Annotated in this window: 22 protein-coding genes and 2 pseudogenes; 13 read left to right on the top strand and 11 right to left on the bottom strand. The window is 71.4% G+C overall.

Annotated features, from left to right (window positions below; genetic code table 11):
• Positions 1 to 65: 65 nt before the first annotated feature.
• Positions 66 to 923, top strand: a complete 858-nt coding sequence (locus KBX21_RS01435; RefSeq protein ID WP_210840747.1) for an alpha/beta fold hydrolase — start codon at positions 66 to 68, stop codon at positions 921 to 923.
• Here KBX21_RS01435 and KBX21_RS01430 read toward each other — a convergent pair.
• Positions 862 to 1,809 carry a DMT family transporter gene (locus tag KBX21_RS01430; protein ID WP_210840746.1) on the bottom strand — a complete coding sequence of 316 codons (948 nt, stop codon included), beginning with the start codon at positions 1,807 to 1,809 and terminating at the stop codon, positions 862 to 864. The genes KBX21_RS01435 and KBX21_RS01430 overlap by 62 nt on opposite strands.
• Positions 1,810 to 1,877: 68 nt before the next feature.
• On the opposite strand from KBX21_RS01430, the gene KBX21_RS01425 reads away from it, so the two are divergent.
• Positions 1,878 to 2,735 (top strand): LysR family transcriptional regulator, encoded by an 858-nt coding sequence (locus tag KBX21_RS01425; RefSeq protein WP_210840745.1) that lies wholly within the window; start codon positions 1,878 to 1,880, stop codon positions 2,733 to 2,735.
• Between the two features lie 81 nt (positions 2,736 to 2,816).
• Positions 2,817 to 3,068: pseudogene (locus KBX21_RS01420) on the top strand (VOC family protein); the annotation flags it as partial.
• A gap of 130 nt (positions 3,069 to 3,198) precedes the next feature.
• On the opposite strand, the gene KBX21_RS01415 reads toward KBX21_RS01420, so the two are convergent.
• The gene (locus tag KBX21_RS01415) at positions 3,199 to 3,888 is read right to left on the bottom strand and encodes a GAP family protein (protein WP_210840744.1); all 690 of its coding nucleotides are present in this window, start codon (positions 3,886 to 3,888) and stop codon (positions 3,199 to 3,201) included.
• A gap of 69 nt (positions 3,889 to 3,957) precedes the next feature.
• On the opposite strand from KBX21_RS01415, the gene KBX21_RS01410 reads away from it, so the two are divergent.
• Complete coding sequence (locus tag KBX21_RS01410; RefSeq protein WP_210840743.1) at positions 3,958 to 4,575, top strand: TetR/AcrR family transcriptional regulator; 618 nt, start codon at positions 3,958 to 3,960, stop codon at positions 4,573 to 4,575.
• A gap of 127 nt (positions 4,576 to 4,702) precedes the next feature.
• Positions 4,703 to 5,263 (top strand): GNAT family N-acetyltransferase, encoded by a 561-nt coding sequence (locus tag KBX21_RS01405; protein ID WP_210840832.1) that lies wholly within the window; start codon positions 4,703 to 4,705, stop codon positions 5,261 to 5,263.
• Positions 5,264 to 5,266: 3 nt separating this feature from the next.
• Here KBX21_RS01405 and KBX21_RS01400 read toward each other — a convergent pair whose 3' ends face one another.
• A complete protein-coding gene (locus KBX21_RS01400) occupies positions 5,267 to 5,674 on the bottom strand; it encodes a MarR family winged helix-turn-helix transcriptional regulator (RefSeq protein ID WP_210840742.1) in 408 nt (135 codons plus the stop codon).
• On the opposite strand from KBX21_RS01400, the pseudogene KBX21_RS27035 reads away from it, so the two are divergent.
• Together KBX21_RS27035 and KBX21_RS27030 are read left to right on the top strand one after the other, a co-directional pair.
• A pseudogene (locus KBX21_RS27035) lies at positions 5,606 to 6,076 on the top strand (alpha/beta fold hydrolase); the annotation flags it as partial. The gene KBX21_RS01400 and the pseudogene KBX21_RS27035 overlap by 69 nt on opposite strands.
• A 44-nt stretch (positions 6,077 to 6,120) precedes the next feature.
• Entirely contained in the window at positions 6,121 to 6,552 is a 432-nt protein-coding gene (locus KBX21_RS27030) for a hypothetical protein (RefSeq protein WP_307869131.1), read from the top strand.
• 28 nt (positions 6,553 to 6,580) lie between these two features.
• Here the strand turns inward: KBX21_RS27030 and KBX21_RS01390 are convergent, their stop codons facing one another.
• From KBX21_RS01390 to KBX21_RS01380, 3 genes are all read right to left on the bottom strand, one after another.
• Positions 6,581 to 7,384 (bottom strand): methyltransferase domain-containing protein, encoded by an 804-nt coding sequence (locus KBX21_RS01390; RefSeq protein WP_210840741.1) that lies wholly within the window; start codon positions 7,382 to 7,384, stop codon positions 6,581 to 6,583.
• Between the two features lie 96 nt (positions 7,385 to 7,480).
• Positions 7,481 to 7,894, bottom strand: coding sequence for a DUF4180 domain-containing protein (locus KBX21_RS01385; RefSeq protein ID WP_307869126.1), 414 nt, complete (start codon positions 7,892 to 7,894; stop codon positions 7,481 to 7,483).
• Positions 7,891 to 8,322, bottom strand: a complete 432-nt coding sequence (locus KBX21_RS01380; protein ID WP_049577349.1) for a helix-turn-helix domain-containing protein — start codon at positions 8,320 to 8,322, stop codon at positions 7,891 to 7,893. Before KBX21_RS01380 ends, KBX21_RS01385 begins: the two co-directional genes overlap by 4 nt.
• A gap of 149 nt (positions 8,323 to 8,471) precedes the next feature.
• On the opposite strand from KBX21_RS01380, the gene KBX21_RS01375 reads away from it, so the two are divergent.
• A complete protein-coding gene (locus KBX21_RS01375) occupies positions 8,472 to 8,954 on the top strand; it encodes a VOC family protein (RefSeq protein WP_210840740.1) in 483 nt (160 codons plus the stop codon).
• 45 nt (positions 8,955 to 8,999) lie between these two features.
• On the opposite strand, the gene KBX21_RS01370 is transcribed toward KBX21_RS01375, so the two are convergent.
• Positions 9,000 to 9,752: a (2Fe-2S)-binding protein gene (locus KBX21_RS01370; RefSeq protein WP_307869125.1), complete on the bottom strand. Its 753-nt coding sequence runs from the start codon at positions 9,750 to 9,752 to the stop codon at positions 9,000 to 9,002.
• Between the two features lie 146 nt (positions 9,753 to 9,898).
• Between KBX21_RS01370 and KBX21_RS01365 the strand changes: the two genes are divergently transcribed.
• The 3 genes from KBX21_RS01365 (at position 9,899) to KBX21_RS01355 (ending at position 13,034) form a co-directional block, all read left to right on the top strand.
• Positions 9,899 to 11,308 (top strand): histidine kinase, encoded by a 1,410-nt coding sequence (locus KBX21_RS01365; protein WP_210840738.1) that lies wholly within the window; start codon positions 9,899 to 9,901, stop codon positions 11,306 to 11,308.
• Entirely contained in the window at positions 11,296 to 12,003 is a 708-nt protein-coding gene (locus KBX21_RS01360) for a response regulator transcription factor (RefSeq protein ID WP_049577338.1), read from the top strand. The genes KBX21_RS01365 and KBX21_RS01360 overlap by 13 nt, the downstream gene beginning before the upstream one ends.
• 62 nt (positions 12,004 to 12,065) lie before the next feature.
• The gene (locus tag KBX21_RS01355; RefSeq protein ID WP_247665024.1) at positions 12,066 to 13,034 is read left to right on the top strand and encodes a DUF4097 family beta strand repeat-containing protein; all 969 of its coding nucleotides are present in this window, start codon (positions 12,066 to 12,068) and stop codon (positions 13,032 to 13,034) included.
• On the opposite strand, the gene KBX21_RS01350 is transcribed toward KBX21_RS01355, so the two are convergent.
• Complete coding sequence (locus KBX21_RS01350; RefSeq protein ID WP_049577332.1) at positions 13,031 to 13,420, bottom strand: hypothetical protein; 390 nt, start codon at positions 13,418 to 13,420, stop codon at positions 13,031 to 13,033. The genes KBX21_RS01355 and KBX21_RS01350 overlap by 4 nt on opposite strands.
• A 124-nt stretch (positions 13,421 to 13,544) precedes the next feature.
• Here KBX21_RS01350 and KBX21_RS01345 point away from each other — a divergent pair, with 124 nt between their 5' ends.
• On the top strand, positions 13,545 to 14,561 hold the full coding sequence (locus KBX21_RS01345; protein ID WP_210840737.1) for a Gfo/Idh/MocA family protein: 1,017 nt from the start codon (positions 13,545 to 13,547) through the stop codon (positions 14,559 to 14,561).
• On the opposite strand, the gene KBX21_RS01340 is transcribed toward KBX21_RS01345, so the two are convergent.
• The 3 genes from KBX21_RS01340 to KBX21_RS01330 all read right to left on the bottom strand — a co-directional run bounded on the left by KBX21_RS01340 (position 14,539) and on the right by KBX21_RS01330 (position 17,011).
• On the bottom strand, positions 14,539 to 15,459 hold the full coding sequence (locus tag KBX21_RS01340) for a GNAT family N-acetyltransferase (protein ID WP_210840736.1): 921 nt from the start codon (positions 15,457 to 15,459) through the stop codon (positions 14,539 to 14,541). The two genes, KBX21_RS01345 and KBX21_RS01340, sit on opposite strands and share 23 nt — an antisense overlap.
• A gap of 103 nt (positions 15,460 to 15,562) precedes the next feature.
• The gene (locus tag KBX21_RS01335) at positions 15,563 to 15,949 is read right to left on the bottom strand and encodes a DUF2784 domain-containing protein (protein ID WP_210840735.1); all 387 of its coding nucleotides are present in this window, start codon (positions 15,947 to 15,949) and stop codon (positions 15,563 to 15,565) included.
• Between the two features lie 84 nt (positions 15,950 to 16,033).
• Positions 16,034 to 17,011, bottom strand: coding sequence for a YafY family protein (locus tag KBX21_RS01330; RefSeq protein ID WP_210840734.1), 978 nt, complete (start codon positions 17,009 to 17,011; stop codon positions 16,034 to 16,036).
• Between KBX21_RS01330 and KBX21_RS01325 the strand changes: the two genes are divergently transcribed.
• Positions 16,999 to 17,337 carry a helix-turn-helix domain-containing protein gene (locus KBX21_RS01325; protein ID WP_374225687.1) on the top strand — a complete coding sequence of 113 codons (339 nt, stop codon included), beginning with the start codon at positions 16,999 to 17,001 and terminating at the stop codon, positions 17,335 to 17,337. The genes KBX21_RS01330 and KBX21_RS01325 overlap by 13 nt on opposite strands.
• Positions 17,338 to 17,361 lie beyond the last annotated feature (24 nt).

Here is a 17,361-nt window from a genome sequence, read left to right as displayed (position 1 = left end):
TGTTCCTTATTATTCCCTGAGATGCGGAGGCTTGGGGTATCTTAGGGAACTTAAGGGAGGATGTCATGAGTGCGATCTACCGGACCGAGGCCGAGGGGCAATGGCTCCGGCAGCGTTACGGCCGGACCCTGGACAACGCTCCGGTGCCGACCCAGCGGCTGCGAGTGCCCACCCGCGAGGGCGAGACCTTCGTGCTCGCCTGCGGCCCCGAACAGGCCCCGCCGCTGGTCCTGCTGCACGGTTCCGGGGCCAACAGCAGTCACTGGTACGGGGACCTGCCCGCGTGGTCCGAGCACTTCCGCGTGTACTCGGTGGATCTTGTCGGCGAACCCGGGCTGAGCGCGCCCTCCCGCCCTGACCTGGCCACGGAGGCCAGCGCGCTGTGGCTGGACGACGTCCTGGCCGGGCTCGACGTGCAGGCGGCCGCGATGGTCGGCATGTCCCTGGGGGGATGGACGGCCCTGGACTACGCGGTCCGCCGCCCCGGACGGGTCACCCGCCTCGCCCTGGGATGCCCCGGAGGCCTGGGCACACAGCGCCGGTGGAGCATCCTCGCGGCGGGGCTGCTGATGCTCTTCGGGTCGCGCGCCCGGAAGTGCTCCGTCAGGTACCTGGTGGGGCTCGACCGCTCCGGGAACGAGGCGGTGCTTGAGGAGGTCATGGCGGTCTTCACCCGGTTCCGCCCGCGCACCGAGGCCCTGCCGGTCCTCACCGACTCCGCCCTGCGCGCGCTGGACCTCCCGCTCCAGGTCACCGTGGGCGACCGCGACCGGATGTTCGACTCCTCGGAGACCGCCCGGCGGGTGCGCGCGTGCGTTCCGCACGCTCACGTGCGGGTGCTTCCGGGGGTCGGTCACGCCCTCACGAGCCAGACCGGACCCGTTCTGGAGTTCCTTCGTGGCCGGGCCGCGCACCCCGGGTGACCGTTCCCGCGCTGACCGCGTTGGCGGCCACGATCGCCAGGATCGCCGCGCCCTCCACCCAGTCCAGGGCCTGCCCGAGCACCACCCAGCCCGCGAGGGCCGCCATCACCGGGTGCACGCTCATGAACAGGCCGAAGAAGCGGGCCGGGACCCGGCGCAGCGCGTACAGGTCACCCAGGAACGGGATCATCGAGGAGAGCACTCCCGCCACCGCCGCGCACAGCACGGCGGTGAACGTGGGCGGATTCAGGTACAGGACGACGATCCCCACGGGGACGAACACGAGCGCGGAGATTCCCGCAGCGGTGGCCGACCCCTCGATTCCGGGCAGCCGCCGCCCCACCGTCCTGTTGAGCAGGATGTACGCCGCCCAACAGGCCGCCGCGACCAGGGCCAGGGAGATCCCGAGGTAGTCGGTGGACGGTTGCGGGCGCATGAGGACCGCGACCGCGCCGCCCGCCACCAGCGCGCAGGCCAGGTCGGTCCAGCGGCGCGTGGCGGCCAGGGCCACCGCCAGGGGGCCGAGGAACTCCAGGGTGACGGCGAGCCCCAGACCGATGCGGTCGACGGCCAGGTACAGGGTCAGGTTCATGGACCCGAACACCACCGCCATCGCCAGCACCGGCCACCACTGGTGCCAGGTGAACGAGCGCAGCCGGGGTCGTCCCACCGCCATCAGCACGGTGCCCGCCACCCACTGGCGGATCGCGACCACACCGACCGGCCCGATCACCGGGAAGGCCAGGGCGGCGGTGGCCGCGCCGACCTGGTTGGAGGCGCCGCCGGTCAGCATCACGGCCATGCCCCGCCATCGCCCCCCGCCCGTTTCGGGGCCGTTGCCCCCGGCCGTGTCCCCGCCCTGTCCGGTGTCGGTGGAAGTCGTCATACCGCGAGCATCCACCGGCGCTTCACATACGCAAAATGCATACGACTGAGCATCTATACGCTGGAGTCATGGATCTCGAACTCCGCCACCTGCGCTGCCTGGTCGCGATCGTGGACACCGGCAGCTTCAGCGACGCCGCCCTCGAACTCGGGGTGTCTCAGGCGGCGGTCTCCCGGACCCTCGCCGCGTTGGAGGGCATCCTCGGCGTGCGTCTGCTGCACCGCACCAGCCGCAACGTCACGCCCACCACCGCAGGGGTCCAGGTGCTGGCCCGAGCCCGCCACCTCCTGGCCGAGGCCGACAACCTCGTGAGCGAGGCCACCACCGGCCACACCCGGCTGAGGGTGGGGCACGCGTGGTCGGCGGTGGGCCGCCACACGGCCGAGTTCCAGCGCCGCTGGGCCCACCTGTACCCGGACGTGGCCCTGCACCTGATCCGCACCAACACCCCCACCGGGGGTCTCGCGGAGGGACTGTGCGACCTGGCGGTGGTTCGGGCGCCCTTCGACAGCAAACGCTTCGACAGCGCCGTGGTGGGGCACGAGCGGCGGCACTGCGCGATGGCCTCCGACGACCCCTGGGCGCGACGCCGCTCGCTGCGCCTGGAGGAGCTGGCGGGCCGGGTCCTGCTGTTCGACCGCCGCACCGGGACCACCACCGCGGACCTGTGGCCGGAGGACGCCCGTCCGGAGATGGAACCCACCCGCGACATCGACGACTGGTTGGCCGAGATCGCCACCGGGCGTGCGGTCGGCATCACTCCTGAGAGCACCGCGACGCAGTACCGGCGCGACGGGATCGTCTTCCGGCCCCTGCGCGACGCGCCGCTGATCCCCGTGCGGCTGGTCTGGCGGCGGCACGACCCGCACCCGGCCACGCACGCGGCGGTGGCTCTGCTCTCGGAGCTGTACGCGAAGGGCCGCTGACCCCGGGGGAGCGGTCAGAGCGCGCTCACGTAGGGGCGCTCCTCCCACCGTGTTCCTGACCGACGAAGAGACTGCTGGCCGGGAGGTCCTCCACGCACACCCGCACGTGTTTCCGCGCTCTGTGTTGAGGTGCTTCGCGTGCCCGAACCCAAAACGGTGCGGAACCGCGTGCGCGTGGACCTCGCGACCACCTCCACGACCCACTTGACTGAGCTGGTCGCGCGTCTGAAGGGCCTCGGCGCCACCGCCGTCGACCTGGGGCGGGAAGACGCCCCCTGGGCCGCCCTGGCCGACCCCGAGGGCTACGAGTTCCGCGTCCTCACCCCGCGCTGACGGCAGAACCGGTCGACCCTCGACCAGACCCGGGTGTCGAGGGGACATCGGAACAGGATCCGGGGCTGATGCTCCCCGAACCGGGGCGGGCTACCGCCGCATCCTGTCGCAACCCTCCCCGGCCCCCGTCTCAGAGGTCGAGGGAGTCGATGAGGTCGATGATCCCCACCTGCTGGAGACCGTTGATGAGCAGGATGAGCCCCACGATGCCGATGACCCAGGACAGGACCTCGCGCGAGCCCGAGTCGATCTTCTCCCGCCAGCGGTCCAGCCTGGGGCGCAGGCGCTCGCCGAACACGCGGTGGCCCAGGTAGAGCAGGACCGGGGGCAGGACCATCACCAGGTTGTAGGCGGCGAGCATGGGGACCCAGGTGTGCGGGGCCAACTCGGCGGTGCTCATGACGCCGATCGCGCCGAGGTAGGGCAGCGCGGTCCCGGCCTCCAGCAGTCCGGTGGCCAGGCCAAGGCCGACCATGCTGGTGGTCCGGAACGAGGCCGGGCGGCGGGGTGCGCGCCGCTTGGTGGGCATCACCCAGGAGTAGGCGAACAGGCCCGCCCCCAGGACCACCATGACCCAGCCCGTGACGGGGCTGTCGGCGAGGTGGGACAGTTCGCTCAGGGCGACTCCCAGTCCCAGCATGAGCGCGCACCCGAGGGCGAAGTAGAACAGTGCCACCGTGCCGAGGTAGACGAAGAGGGGGCGGGCGACGGAGCTGGCGCCGCTCAGCAGCACGAAGAGCGAGACACCGAGGGTGGTGGGGCTCAGTGTGTCCAGGAGCGCCAGTCCGGCGACCGGCAGGAGTACGTCCAGGGGAGGCATGCGTCTCTCCGCATCTTTTTCAACTCGACTGTGCCAAATAAAATAACACAGATGTGCTAAAAAAGGAGGGTGCCCAAGATCGTTGATCACGAAGAACGCCGCCGGGAGCTGGCCGAGGCCCTGTGGAGGGTGATCGCCAACTCCGGCCCCCAGGCCGTGTCCATCCGCACCGTCGCCGCCGAGGCGGGGCTCTCCGCCGGGGCACTGCGCCACTACTTCCGGACCCGCGAGGAACTGCTGGTCTTCGCCATGGACCTGTCCGAGGAACGCGTGGTCGGGCGGATGCGGGAACAGTCGCTCACCATGAACCCCGGGGACTCCATGGTCGAGCGCACCGCAAGGTTCGCCGAGCACATGCTCCCCCTGGACCCCACTCGCAGCGCCGAGTTCCGTGTCTGGGAGGCGGCCGGGGACCTCGGGGATCTCGACCCCCGCCTGGAGGAGCGCTGGTCCCGCCAGCGGGGCCTCTACCGCCGGCTGGTCGGCGGACTCGGCGGACTGCCTCCCCTGCGCGACCCCGAAAGCGAACACCCCGACCCGTGGTTGGAGACCTGGGCCGCGTTCCTGCACACCTTCGTGGACGGGCTCGCCCTCCAGATGATGGTCAACCCGGCGCAGGTTTCCTCCGAGGCCGGGAGCGCGAGGCTGCGATCCTTCCTGGCGCACGTCGAGTCCACCCGGCACTAGCCCGGTCCGATCGCCTCGGCCCGGTGTCCGCACCAGGGGGTGGCCCGGCCACTCCCCGGTCTTGGACATACTGGGTGCGCGGTTCGGGGTGATCCCGAGGGATTTCGAGGGGGAGAGCGTGACCACCATGCAGGGCGAGGGCGTGCCGGACGGACGGGCCAGGGTCGAGTTCCGGCCCGCGGGGGTCGAGGACGTCCCCGCGCTGGTCGACCTGGTCAACTCCTGCTACCGGGGCGACAGCTCACGGCAGGGCTGGACCACCGAGGCCGACTTCCTCGACGGGCAGCGGGTGGACGCCGACGCCATGGCGGAACTGTTCGGCCGCACCAACACCCTGGTGCTCGTCGGCGAGTCCGAGGGTGCGATCGTCACCTGCTGCGAACTCCAGCGCAGCGTGAACGGCGCGTACTTCGGGATGTTCTCGGTACGCCCCGACCTCCAGGGAGCGGGCCTGGGCCGAGTCGTGCTGGCCGAGGCCGAGCGCACGGCCGCGCGCGAGTGGGGGTGCCGCCTGATCCGGATGAAGGTCCTCAAGCAGCGCCCCGAGCTGATCGCCTGGTACGAGCGGCGCGGGTACACCAGCACCGGCAAGACCGAACCCTTCCCCTACGGAGACGCCGCCTTCGGGCTGCCCCGCCGGGACGACCTGGCCTTCGTCGAGCTCACCAGGGAACTGCTCTTCGACTGACGGTCAGGGCTGTTCGAGGTTGGCCGACATCCGTTCGAGGACGTTGACGGTGTCCCGGTACTCCTGGTCGCTGACGCCCTCGCACAGTCGTTCCCGTGTGCGTTTGACGCGCTGGAGGAGATCTCCGTGGGCCCGTTCGCCGTCGGCGGTCAGCTCCAGTGAGACCAGGCCGCTCACCCAGCCGCGCTCACGCAGGGCCTCCACGGCCGGGGCGACGGTGGGCTCGTCCTCCTCCAGGAAGGGCGCCAGGCGCTGGTCCAGCTGGAGGACGGTGCCGGGGTCCTCGTGCAGGGAGTTGAGCACCTGCCACTGACGGCGTCCGAGGGAGTCCTCGGCCAGGGCGTGGTCGAGGTCGTTCTCGATGAGCCGGTCCAGGTGCTTGAGCCAGAATCCGATGGGCAGGTCGGTCATGGTGCCTCCGGATGGGTCGAGGTCCGGGTCCCGACGGACCGACGATATATCGGCGGTCGCCGTCGCGGCCAGTGTCACGCCGGGTCGGCCGGTGCGTGTTCCGTGAGACTGATCCCCGGAGGCGGTTCGTGGGCCGCGCATGCGTCGCCAGCCGCCCCCCAAAGCGGCTCGGCCGGGCAGTTGATCTCGGTGGGAGATCGCTGGGTTCGGAACAGGACGGTGTTGGTCAGGCGCGTCACCGTCGAGGACATGACCGACGACGCCGTCGCGGTCATGGACGAACTCGGCTGGGAGTCCGCTCACCTGTTCGGGGTCTCACTCGGTGGAACCGTGGCCCAGCGCGTCGCCGTCCGCCACCCGGACAGGGTCCGCAGCCTGACCTCGGCCAGCGCCGTGCCCGGAGACACGGGGGCCTGGGCGCCCTGCGCTACGTCAACATCCCCTCCGTGGCGGGGCTCAGCCGAATGCGCTTCCCCGACACGAGGGAGGGCGCGGTCCGGGCGGGGCTGGCCGTGGCCCGCTTCTGCGCGGGGCCCGGCCAGCCCTTCGACGAGGGGGAGGCCCTCACCAGGGCCGAAGCACTGGCCGACGCGGGTGCCCGGGACACCGGGGCGCAGAGCCGTCAGATCGGAGCCCAGTGGAGCGGTCCGCCGATCAGCTCCGTCACGGCGCCCACACTGGTGCTTCACGGCGAGGACGACCCCCTGATCCGGCCAAGGGCTGCGACCGTGATCGCCTCGAGAATCCTCGGCGCCCGTCTGGTCACCCTGCCGGGCGTGGGCTCACGAGGTTCCCGCCCCGGCCTGGCGGACCGTTGTCAGCGAGATCCGCGCGCTCGCGGACCCGGCCTCGTCGCGGTGAGACCAGACGGCTGGTGAACGGGTGCGCGGGCCGCCGACGCCTGCCTCAGCCCGGAACCCGGCACAGGATCGCGCCCCGGGGGATCACGAACACACCGTCGGGATGAGCGCTCCACCGCCGCCAGCCCTGGGAGATCCACTCCAGGTCCTCCTGGCTCGCCATCCCCCTCTCGACGGCGTCGCGGCCCACCGCCGACTCCAGGATGCGGTGCGACCACATGTCGCCCCACCAGGCCCGGCGTTCGGGGTCGGAGTGGTTCCACGCCTCGGCGACATAGCTGACCTCGGTGAACCCGGCCGCGTGCGCCCAGGCCAACAGGTGGCGTCCGGCGTCGGGTTCGCCCCCGTTGGCGCGGGCCACCCCCTGGTACAGCGTCATCCAGGCGTCCAGTTCGGGCAGGCGCGGGTACCAGAGCATGGCCGAGTAGTCGCTGTCGCAGGCGGCCACCACGCCGCCCGGTCGGGCGACCCTGCCCATCTCGGCCAGCGCCCGCACCGGGTCGCCCACGTGCTGGAGGACCTGGTGGGCGTGGACGACGTCGAAGGTGTCGTCGGGAAGGTCCAGGCCGTGGACGTCGCCGACCACGAAGTCGACGTTGTCCGCGCCCACCTCCTCGGCGTGGGCTCGTGCCCGCTCGACCGCCTCGGAGGAGGCGTCCACGGCGGTGACGCGTCCGGGCGCGACTCTGCGGGCGAGGTCGACGGTGATGCTGCCGGGGCCGCAGCCCACGTCCAGGAGGGAGTGCCCGGGCCTGATCTCCGGCAGCGCGTAAGCGGCGGAGTTCTCCGCGTTGCGCCACAGGTAGGAGGTGGTGACGGTCGGGTGTTGTCCGTGCGTGTACCGGGCCATCGGGTTCCGCCTTCGTCTCGGGGGCTTCGGTCGACCCTACCCCGGCATCTCTCTTTGTGAGATGATTATCTCAAAATGCGAGACGATGCTCTCCGGTCAGAGGGACAGCCGCTCTCCCAGGGCTCGCAGATCGGGGACGAACCAGCACTGCGTTCCGCGATCACACTCCCGGACGAGGTCGCGAAAGGCGTCGCTGGCCGCCACGTGCGCGGAGACGTCTCCGACCACGGCCAGTCCGAGCCGGTAGTTGGCGAACTTCTGGAGGAACTCTCCGGCCACGCCCGTGCGCAGCCGGAAGAAGTCCGGGTCGAGGCGCCCGGCGGGCACCGCGACCCAGGTGACGCCGTGGTGGAAGGCGTCACCGATCACGTCGGCGGCCTCGCGCAGGGGAGGTCCGAGCTCCGGGCAGAGCATGACGGGGCGCGCGCCCAGCTGGCGGGTCTCCGGAAGGGTCCGCGACGTCGGCTCCGTTTCCCTTCCCGGCGGCCCGGCTGTTTCCGAAGCGCTCACCGCTGGTCACCCACAAGCGAGTCGATGTAGCCCAACAAGGTCGCGGTGGAGGCCAGGTCGCCCACCATGACCACCTTCAGTCGGGAGCGCCCCGGGTCGTGGACCACCTGGACGTGCGCCCGCCCACGGTCCTCGGGGCGCCCGGTGACGGTGAGCAGCGTGGTGACACGGTCGGCCGTGGCGCGGTCGATTCCGTCGACGTGCACGACGGTGGAGGCCTCCGCGTGGGGAGCCTCCTGGGCCTCGGAACCCTCCTCCTCGGACAACGGACCACCGGCGAACTCCTCGAGGTCACGGCGGCGGACACGGTACTGCTTCCCGATCCGGGTGGCCGCCAGACGCCCCTCGCGGACGTAGGCGCGCACCGTCTTGACGTGCAGACCCAGAAGGTCCGCGACCTGGTCCACCGAGTAGTACTGCTGGGGCACGACTCTCCTTGCTGACGCTTTTTCTTCCATAAACTTCCCTCAGCATACTTGCTGTCGCAGGAGTTTAGGGAAGTTTGAGGAGTGTGGTGCGGCATGAGAGAAGCGGGTACCAAGAGGAGAGGGGAAATTCCGGGGAGAAGGGGGAGACCATGGCACTCCTGCACACGATCAGGCCGTGTCTGTGGTTCAACGGCCAGGCGGAACAGGCGGTGGAGTTCTACACGCAGGTATTCGAGAACTCGCGCGTGCTCAGGACCACGCACTACGGCCCCGACATGCCGGTTGCCGAGGGCACCGTGCTGACCATTGAGTTCGAACTGGACGGGGCGCCCTTCACGGCACTCAACGGCGGGGGCGGTTTCACCTTCGACGAGGCGGTGTCCTTCCAGGTCATCTGTCGCGACCAGGCCGAGTCCGACCGCTACTGGAACGCGCTCACCGACGGCGGCCAGGAGAGCCAGTGCGGCTGGCTCCGGGACCGCTTCGGCCTCTCCTGGCAGGTCTTCCCGGAGGAGCTGGACTCCCTGGTGTGGGATCCCGACCCGGAGCGGGCCTACCGGGCCACCCAGGCCATGCTCACGATGGGCCGCATCGACCTGGAGGCGGTCCGCCGGGCGGCGGACGGTGTCTGAGCCGAGCGGGACCGGCCCCGTGGGCGAAACGGCACGGACGTCTCCTCACCGGGAACGGGTGGTGGGCGGGTGGCGCAGCGCGCAGTCACCGCACAGACCGCCCCCGGGCAGCCGGTAGTACAGACAACAGGTGGTCCTGCGAAAGACCGCCAACCCGGCGCGGTCCACTCCGACATAGGCACCCGTGCCCCGAAGGCAGGGCCGGTCCGTGAGGACCCGGACCACCTCCTCCGCGTGCGCGCGCTGCTCGCCCCGGGCGCCGCCCAGGGCGCGTGCGGCCCCTGCCAGGGCCGCACCGGTGTCGCCCCGCAGAAGACCGGTGGAGACCCGGCCGATGCCGGACAGCGCCTCCTCCACGTGGGCCAGCACACCCCCCACCACGGTCTCCTCCACCCACGCTGCGACCTCGACGGGTTCCCTTGACATCGGTGTGGCCCGGGTCTGTCGCGTGCGCAGCTCCAAGGACCCCGAGCGCCCCGGTTCGTGGACAAACAGGTCGGCGCGCAGGCGCACCCCGTGACACAGCCCCGCCGCCAGCACGGGCGAGAGCAACCGCGAGGCCAGCCCCTGGTGGAACAGCGAGGCGCCCACCCGCCACTCCACGTCCTGCGCGCCGACACCCGAGACCGCCCCGAGCTGGGCCCGCACTCGGTCGACCTCGACCGCCACCCGCTCCCGCCCGGCCTCGGTGCGTCCGTCCCACGCGGTGACCGGCTCCCAGCCCTCACCGAGCGGAGCCCTCCCCACCCGGAAGAACGTGTTGACGCCCCCGACGTCCTCCAACACCCGTTCCAGCACCGTCACCCCCGGTCGACGAACCCGAACCCCCACCCTGCACCATCCGGCACTCGGCCCGCCCCGACCAGGCCGGTAGTGCTGGCACCACCCGCGTTCCTCGTGCTGCTGACCTCGTGCCCAACTGCCCCAATCCCTAGATTGGTCCTGTGAGCGGCACACGGGAACAGCGGGCGCGGAGCGCGGAACGGGGCGGCGGAAGAGTCGGGGCCCGGCTGACCGCCCTGGCCGGTGTACCCTTCGCCTCCGACCTCCACGGAAGCGGATGGCGGCTGCTCCTGGTCCAGGTCCTGCACCTGATGACCTCCCTGACCCTGGCCCTCTTCTACCTGATCCCCGTGTCCCTGCTGGTCATGGTGGCGAGCTGGATCGGGATGGGGCTGTTCCTGCCCTGGACGGACATCGGGTTCACCTACCCGGTCTCCCAGGTCGTCCGCGACTCCCTGGGGTTCCTGGTCGTCCTGCCCGTCACCGCCACCCTGCTCGCCAGACTCGCCTGCCGGGTCCAGCGCGACCGCCTCGCCAACGTGTTCGGGATCGTGGAGGCCAACCCGCCCGACCCCCTGGCCGACGACAACCCCTGGACCCGGGTGTGGCGGTTCGTCTTCGGCCGCGACGCGTGGACCATGGTGGTCTACAGCACCGCCGCCGGCCTGCACGGACTGTTCGCCGCGGGCCTGGTCGTGGTGTTCGTGGTGTGCGGCGGCGCCGCCGCCATCGGCGCGTCCCTGGGAATCGCCTACATCCTGGCCCTGGGCACACCGGGCGATCTGGTCGGCCCGCTGATCCTGGTCGTCGTCGGGCCGCTGGCCGCCGTGGTCGGTCTGCGCCTGGCCCCCCACATGATCTCCACCGAGGTCCTCCTGCACCGCCTGCTGCTCTTCGAGGCCCCCGAGGTCCGGATGCGGCGCAGGCTCCTGCACGTCCAGGACAGCCGACTGCGAATGGTCGACGAGGCCGAGGCCGAACGCCGCAGGATCGAACGCGACCTGCACGACGGCGCCCAGCAACGACTCCTCGCGCTCACCATGACCCTCACCCGGGCGCGCGCCCGGCTCTCCCACGACCCCGACGGCGCCCGTGAGCTGATCACCGAGGCGCAGGAGGAGTCCCGGGAGGTCATGACCGAACTCCGCCAGGTCGCACGCGGCCTGCACCCCAGGGTCCTGACCGACCACGGGCTCGGCGCGGCCCTGCCGGTGGCGGCCGGTCGCTCCCCGGTCCCGGTCCGCCTCGACGTGGACCTGCCCGAACGCCCCTCGGCGCGGGCCGAGGGAGTCGCCTACTACGTGGTCTGTGAGGCGCTGACCAACGTCGCCAAGCACGCCGACGCCGGGCAGGTCGCGGTGACCACCGAACGGATCGCGGCCCTTGGGCGCAGGGGCGAGCTGCTGCGCGTCACCGTGACCGACGACGGGGTCGGGGGCGCCGACCCCGAGGCGGGCACCGGTCTCTACGGGCTGTGGGACCGGGTGGACGCGGTCGACGGGATACTGACCGTCCACAGCCCGACCGGCGGGGGCACCGTCCTGACCGCGAACATCCCATGGAAGGCGTGACCGTGAGCACGGCCGACACACACGACGAACGGCGGGGGCCGCGCGTCATCATCGCCGAGGACTCCGTGCTGCTGCGCAGCGGCATGGTCCGGCTGCTCGAGGACTCCGGGGTGGAGATCCTCGCGGAGGTGGGGGACGCCGACGCGTTGACCGCCGCCGTCCTCCAGCATCCGGACGTCGACCTGTGCCTGATCGACATCCGGATGCCGCCCACCTACTCCGAGGAGGGCATCCAGGCGGCGGTGCGCATTCGGCGAGACCACCCCGAGGTGGCCGTGCTGCTGCTGTCCCAGCACGTGGTCAGCCGCTACGCCGCCGACCTGCTCGGGGGCGGCGCCGAGAAGGTCGGCTACCTGCTCAAGGACCGGGTGGCCGACATCGAGGAGTTCCTCACCGTGCTGCGCCGGGTGGCCGGGGGCGGCGCGGCGATCGACCCCGAGGTGGTCTCACAGCTGCTGAGCAGGCGCCGGGACCGGGCCCTGGAGAGCCTCACACCGCGTGAGGGCGAGGTCCTTGAGGTGATGGCCCAGGGTCTGAACAACGCCGGGATCGCCGACCGGCTCACCATCACCGACCGGGCCGTGGAGAAGCACATCAGGTCGATCTTCACCAAGCTCGACCTCGGCCAGGACGACCACGACCACCGCAGGGTCCAGGCCGTGCTGCGCTACCTGCGCGGCACCGACCGCGACTGACCGGCACCGGCACGAGACCGGGACACCAGAGGGAGGGCCGAGCCTTCCAGGAAGGGAAGAACATGACTTTCAGGGCACGAGGCCTGTACGCCTCCTCAAGCAAGGAGCGCGGGGGATTCCGCCGGGGACCGTGGATGTTCCTGGGCGGGGTGCTCGTGCTGGCGCTGGTCGTCCTCACCGCGCTCTCCGTGCTGGGGAACATGACCGTCAACCAGTCGGACCGCGCGGACTCCTTCGGCGGGGTGAGCGCGCTGGAGATCGACAACTCCACCGGCGGCGAGGTCCTGCTCCGCGGCGGCACGGGCGACGAGGTCACCGTGGACCGCAAGCTGCGGGGCAGCCCCCTGTCGGAGCCGGACGAGGACATCGAGGCCGAGGGCGGCACGCTGGAGATCGAAACCGACTGTTCGGGGCTGCCGCTCTTCAGCTCCTGCTCGGTGGACTACGAGGTCACGGTCCCCACCGGGACCCAGGTGACCTTGGAGACCATCAGCGGCCGGGTCTCCGTGGAGAACCTGGAGGGCGACCTCAGCGTGGAGACCACCAGCGGTGCCGTGGACGTGTCGGAGCACAGCGGCGCGGTCGACGTGGAGAGCGTCTCCGGGAACATCGTCCTCGACGGGGTCGAGGGCGCGGCGCGGGCCCACACCGTCAGCGGCCGGATCACGGCCTCCGGCGAGGGCCCCCTGCTGGACGTCTCCAGCACCTCGGGCGAGGTCCTCGCGGAGGACTTCACCGCCGACGAGATCCGGGCCGAGTCGGTCAGCGGTGCGCTGGAGCTCGGCGGCGGGTTCACCACCCTGGAGGCCGTCACCACGTCCGGTGAGGTCAGGGCACGGACCACCGATCCCTTCGACCTTCTGTCGGTGGAGACCGTCAGCGGCGGGGTCGTGGCCACGGTCCCGGACGGGGAATACGAGGTCACCGGGGAGTCGGTGTCCGGCCAGCGCGACTTCGGTGTGGGCACCGGTGGCGGCGACGGTCGGATCGACGTCAACACCACCAGCGGTACCGTCCGGGTCGAGAGCTAGACGCCCCGGCGTTCGAAGCGCAGCGCCGCCCAGTCCGAGTCGATTGGCACCTGGGCGGTGCCGCGCCATCCCGCGTCCACTAGGGTGTCCCAGCCCTTGTCAGCCGTCAGGTCCGTGATGATCGTGCCGCCCCGCTGGGGGAAGCACACCCACAGGCGGGTGGTGGGGCCGGTGAGCGCCAGGGCGCGGGGGCCCTCCCGGTCGACGGTGCCCCGGTCCAGGGCGAACAGGTGCAGGTCGTCGTACTCGGCGCCCTCGATCGGACCGAGGTCGATGTGGATGTCGGTCGGGGGTTCCAGCAGCCGCAGGTAGCGTTCGGGGGCGTTGAGGACGAGCAGCCGGTCTCCGGGCTCGACCCCCAACCTCCGGGCGAGTGTCTCCGACATTCCTCCTCCGTTCACGTGTCGGCCGTGCGCGGCCTCTCCTCGGCCACCGTACGGTCCCCCCGCGCGGAAACCGAGGACCTTCCCCGCCTCGACCCGGACATGACCGTGTTTTTAGGATGCCCACATGACACAACAGAACGGTGGGCCGCGCTGGGGCGTGGTGGGGACCGGTGGGATCGCGCACGCCTTCATGGAGGGACTGCGGGCCGTCCCCTCGGCCCGGGTCACGGCGGTGGGCTCGCGCACGCTGGACCGGGCGGAGGAGTTCGGTCGGGTGTGGGACGTCCCAAACCGCCACGGCGGGTACGAGGAACTCGCGGCCGACCCCGACGTGGACGTGGTCTACGTGGCCACACCGCACCCCTGGCACCATCCGAACACCCTCCTGATGCTCGAAGCGGGCAAGCACGTGCTCGTGGAGAAGCCCATGGCGATGAACGCGCTCCAGGTGTCGCAGATGGTCGCGGCGGCCCGGGCCAACGACCGCTTCCTGATGGAGGCCATGTGGACGCGTTTCCTGCCCGCCTCCCGGCTCGCCCGCGAACTGGTCGCGGACGGGGCGGTCGGTGAACTGTGCACGGTCTCCGCCGACTTCGGGATCAACGTCCCCTACGACCCCGACCACCGGCTGTTCAACGTCGACCTCGGCGGTGGCGCCCTGATGGACCTGGGGGTGTACCCGCTGGCGCTGGCCGCGCAGTACCTGGGCGAACTCACCGTGGTGGGCGCCACCCGGCAGCTGTCGCCGGACCGGATGGTGGACACCCAGACCGCGGTGCTGGTGCACGGGGAGAACGGAGTGAGCGCCTCCCTGACCTGCGCCTCCCGCAACGTCCTGCCCAACCGCGCGGTGCTGGCCGGGACGGACGGTTGGATCGAGATCCCGCTCTTCTGGGCCGCCACCGAACTGGTCCTGCACCGGGAGGGGCGCGCGCCCGAACGGTTCCACCGGCCCTTCCGGGCCAACGGCTACGAGTACGAGATCGAGGAGGTCGGGCGGTGCCTGGCCGCCGGTGAGCGCCAGAGCCCGGACATGACCTGGGCGGAGAGCCTGCGGCTGGCCGGGGTCACGGACCAGATCAGGGACGTGGGCGCGCTGGTGAGCGGGCCCTCCGACGTCAGAAGCGTCCCCCGGGGATGAGCCCGCCCGCCCCCGCTCCGGTGGGGGTGGCGCGCACGGTGAAGTCGTCGCGGACCGTGGCCCCCGGCACGGTCCGGCCCCGGCTGGAGGCGGGGCGGGGCCGGGGGCTGAGGGCGCGGCCCAGCACCAATCTGGCCAGGGGCAGGGCGCCCATGCGGGCCACGACCAGGACCGCGTCCTTGGGGCCGACCTCGCGGGCGAAGCGGGCGTCCAGTTCCGGGTCGCCACTTCGGGGAGCGACCCCGTAGATCTCGCCGTCGAACATCCGGTAGGCGTCGCGGACCAGCAGGGAGTCGGGGTCCAGCCCGGGGCCGTCGCCGAGCCAGTCTGCGGCGTCGGAGGCGATCCGGCGGACCAGTCCGGGCACGGGGCGGTCCTGGCGCGGGAAGACCCGCGCCCGCCCCAGTCCCTTGCGCCACCCCGCGTAGACGGCCGGGTGGCGGGTGCGCAGTACGACATAGGTGCTGGACAGCGGGTGTGCCAGGACCTCGCGGCTCAGGAAGTGCATCATCAGCGCGGCGGAGAGGCCGGAGCGCCGGTGGGCGGGGACCACACCGGCCGCGTCCAGGTACAAGGCGTTGCGGGCGGCGAAGCGGCGTCGGTGGTAGCCGCCCCAGCCGACGGGCACGCCGTCCGGCCCCAGGATCAGCGCGAGCGAGGAGATCTGGTCGAAGAACCCGGAGGCCATCCGGGCGTGCCAGTACCCGGAGTGGTCGGCTCCGAAGGCGCGGGCCGCCAGGTCGCGCAGCGCGCGGTGGAGGCGTTCGCGGCACTCGGGGGCCAGGGCGGTGGGGTCGTCCCAGCGGGCGACACGGTAGCCGGGTCGGAGCGGCCGGACTGTCGGAGGAACACTGAGTTCGCGCAGTTCCAGGCTGGGGTGTCGGGTCTGGTCGGGCACGCGGAAGCCCCACTTTCATTACTCTACGAAAGTAAACGACTCCTTAACGTAGCGGCTTTGTGGCGTTCCCGTGCGGACTTGACCCAACTGGAGGTTCCTGGGACTAGCCGGACACCGGCTCGGGGGCGTTCACCGCCGGTCGCCGGTACAGGTTCCACGCGGCGCCCGCGTAGGCGCAGACGATGATCCCCGCGATCACGAACCGCGAGGTCATCAGGTGCTCCACCGGGTACAGGACGCCGGTGATGTGGAAGTCGATGAACCCGTTCCGCATCACCTCGCGGCCGGTCTGCAAACGGGACCAGTTCTCGATGTCGGTGAGGAAGCACGACCAACCGACCACGACGATCCCGAGCGCGTACACCGCCACCGCGAGGTGCGGCCAGAACATCCTCGGCCACTTCCAGGAGAGGAAGCCGCCGAGGACGACATAGGCGAAGAACAGGTAGTGGATGACCATCGCGGTGTGACCGATGAGGAGGTGCGTCATAGGGCGAACCTAGGCCGGAAGGGGCCCTCCGGACATCGGTGTCCGTACCCACGCGCGGTGAGTACCCGTACTCATGCGCCCTGGTCAGACCCCCGGGGTACGTCGGGAGGACCCACCCATGCGTGAGAGCCGCTCTCCCAGACGGCCCATCTCCGCGCGCAGCTCCGCGGGCTCCTCCACCTCCATGTCGACGTCGAGCATGGCCAGGTAGCAGGCCATGCCGACCAGGTCCTCGCCCGCGCACAGCAGCACGCAGGAGTGCTCGTCCACCGCCTCGATGACGCCGTGACGCGCGGCGGGGCCCTCCATGGCCGTCTCGGCGGACACCCCCAGTCGCACACGCGCCTTGATCGGCCACATGTGCAGGTTCATCCGGTCGGCGAGATAGGCGGCCACCCCACGCTCCGGTGGGTCGCGCGGCGGCACCCGCGGGCCGGTGGGAGTGAGCGGGCGCATGCGGTCCAGCCTGAAGGTGCGCCAGTCGTCGCGGTCGGTGTCCCAGGAAACCAGGTACCAGCGGCGCCCATGGGAGACCAGGCGGTGCGGCTCCACGATCCGACGTCCGGTCGACCCGTCGTGGCGTTCGTAGTCGAAGCGCAGCAGCTCGCTGTCACGGCAGGCCGAGGCCACCAGGGTGAGGGTCGCGGAGTCGACCGAGGGGCCCTCGCCCGGCATCGGGACAGTGAAGGTCCCCAGCGCGTCCACACGGCGGCGCAAACGGGAGGGAAGTACCTGAAGGAGCTTGGCCAGGGCCCGCACCGAGGTTTCCTCGATCCCCGAGACCCCGCCCTGCGCGGCGGTGCGCAGGCCCACGGCGACCGCCACCGCCTCGTCGTCGTCCAGGAGGAGCGGTGGCAGGGCCGCACCCGCTCCCAGCTGGTATCCGCCACCGGTGCCCATGGTCGCCTGGATGGGGTAGCCCAGGTCGCGGAGGCGGTCCACGTCTCGCCGGATGGTACGCGGGCTGACCTCGAGGCGATCGGCGAGGTCGGCCCCCGGCCAGTCCTTACGGGTCTGGAGGAGGGACAGGAGCTGGAGCAGCCGGGCCGATGTCGACTTCATGCCCCGAGTCTGCCAGGAGTGGAGGTCCGTTCCTGGCCTCCACCTGCCAGGCCGAACGCCCGGACCGTCACGGCCTCACCCGACGCTTCGTGGCGGTCACGGGTGTGACCCCGCTGCGCTGGCTGAACGACCAGCGTGTGCGCCGCGCCCAGGAACTCCTCGAGACCACCGACGATTCGGTGGAGGTCAGCGCCTCTCGTACCGGGACGGGCACCGCCGCCACGCTGCGCAGGCACTTCCGGCGCGCCCTCGGGGTGCCGCCGGACACCTACCGGCGCACCTTCCGCGCGGCCCGCCCCGACCGTTTGCCGGGGCGGGCCGCGTGAGGGCAGGCGCACCTCCCGCGCCGG

The organism is Nocardiopsis sp. B62 (assembly GCF_018070675.1).
In the GTDB taxonomy this organism is placed as follows: Bacteria; Actinomycetota; Actinomycetes; order Streptosporangiales; family Streptosporangiaceae; genus Nocardiopsis; species Nocardiopsis prasina.
Note: the sequence above shows the minus strand (reverse complement) of the source record. Positions and strands in the feature narration are given on the sequence as shown.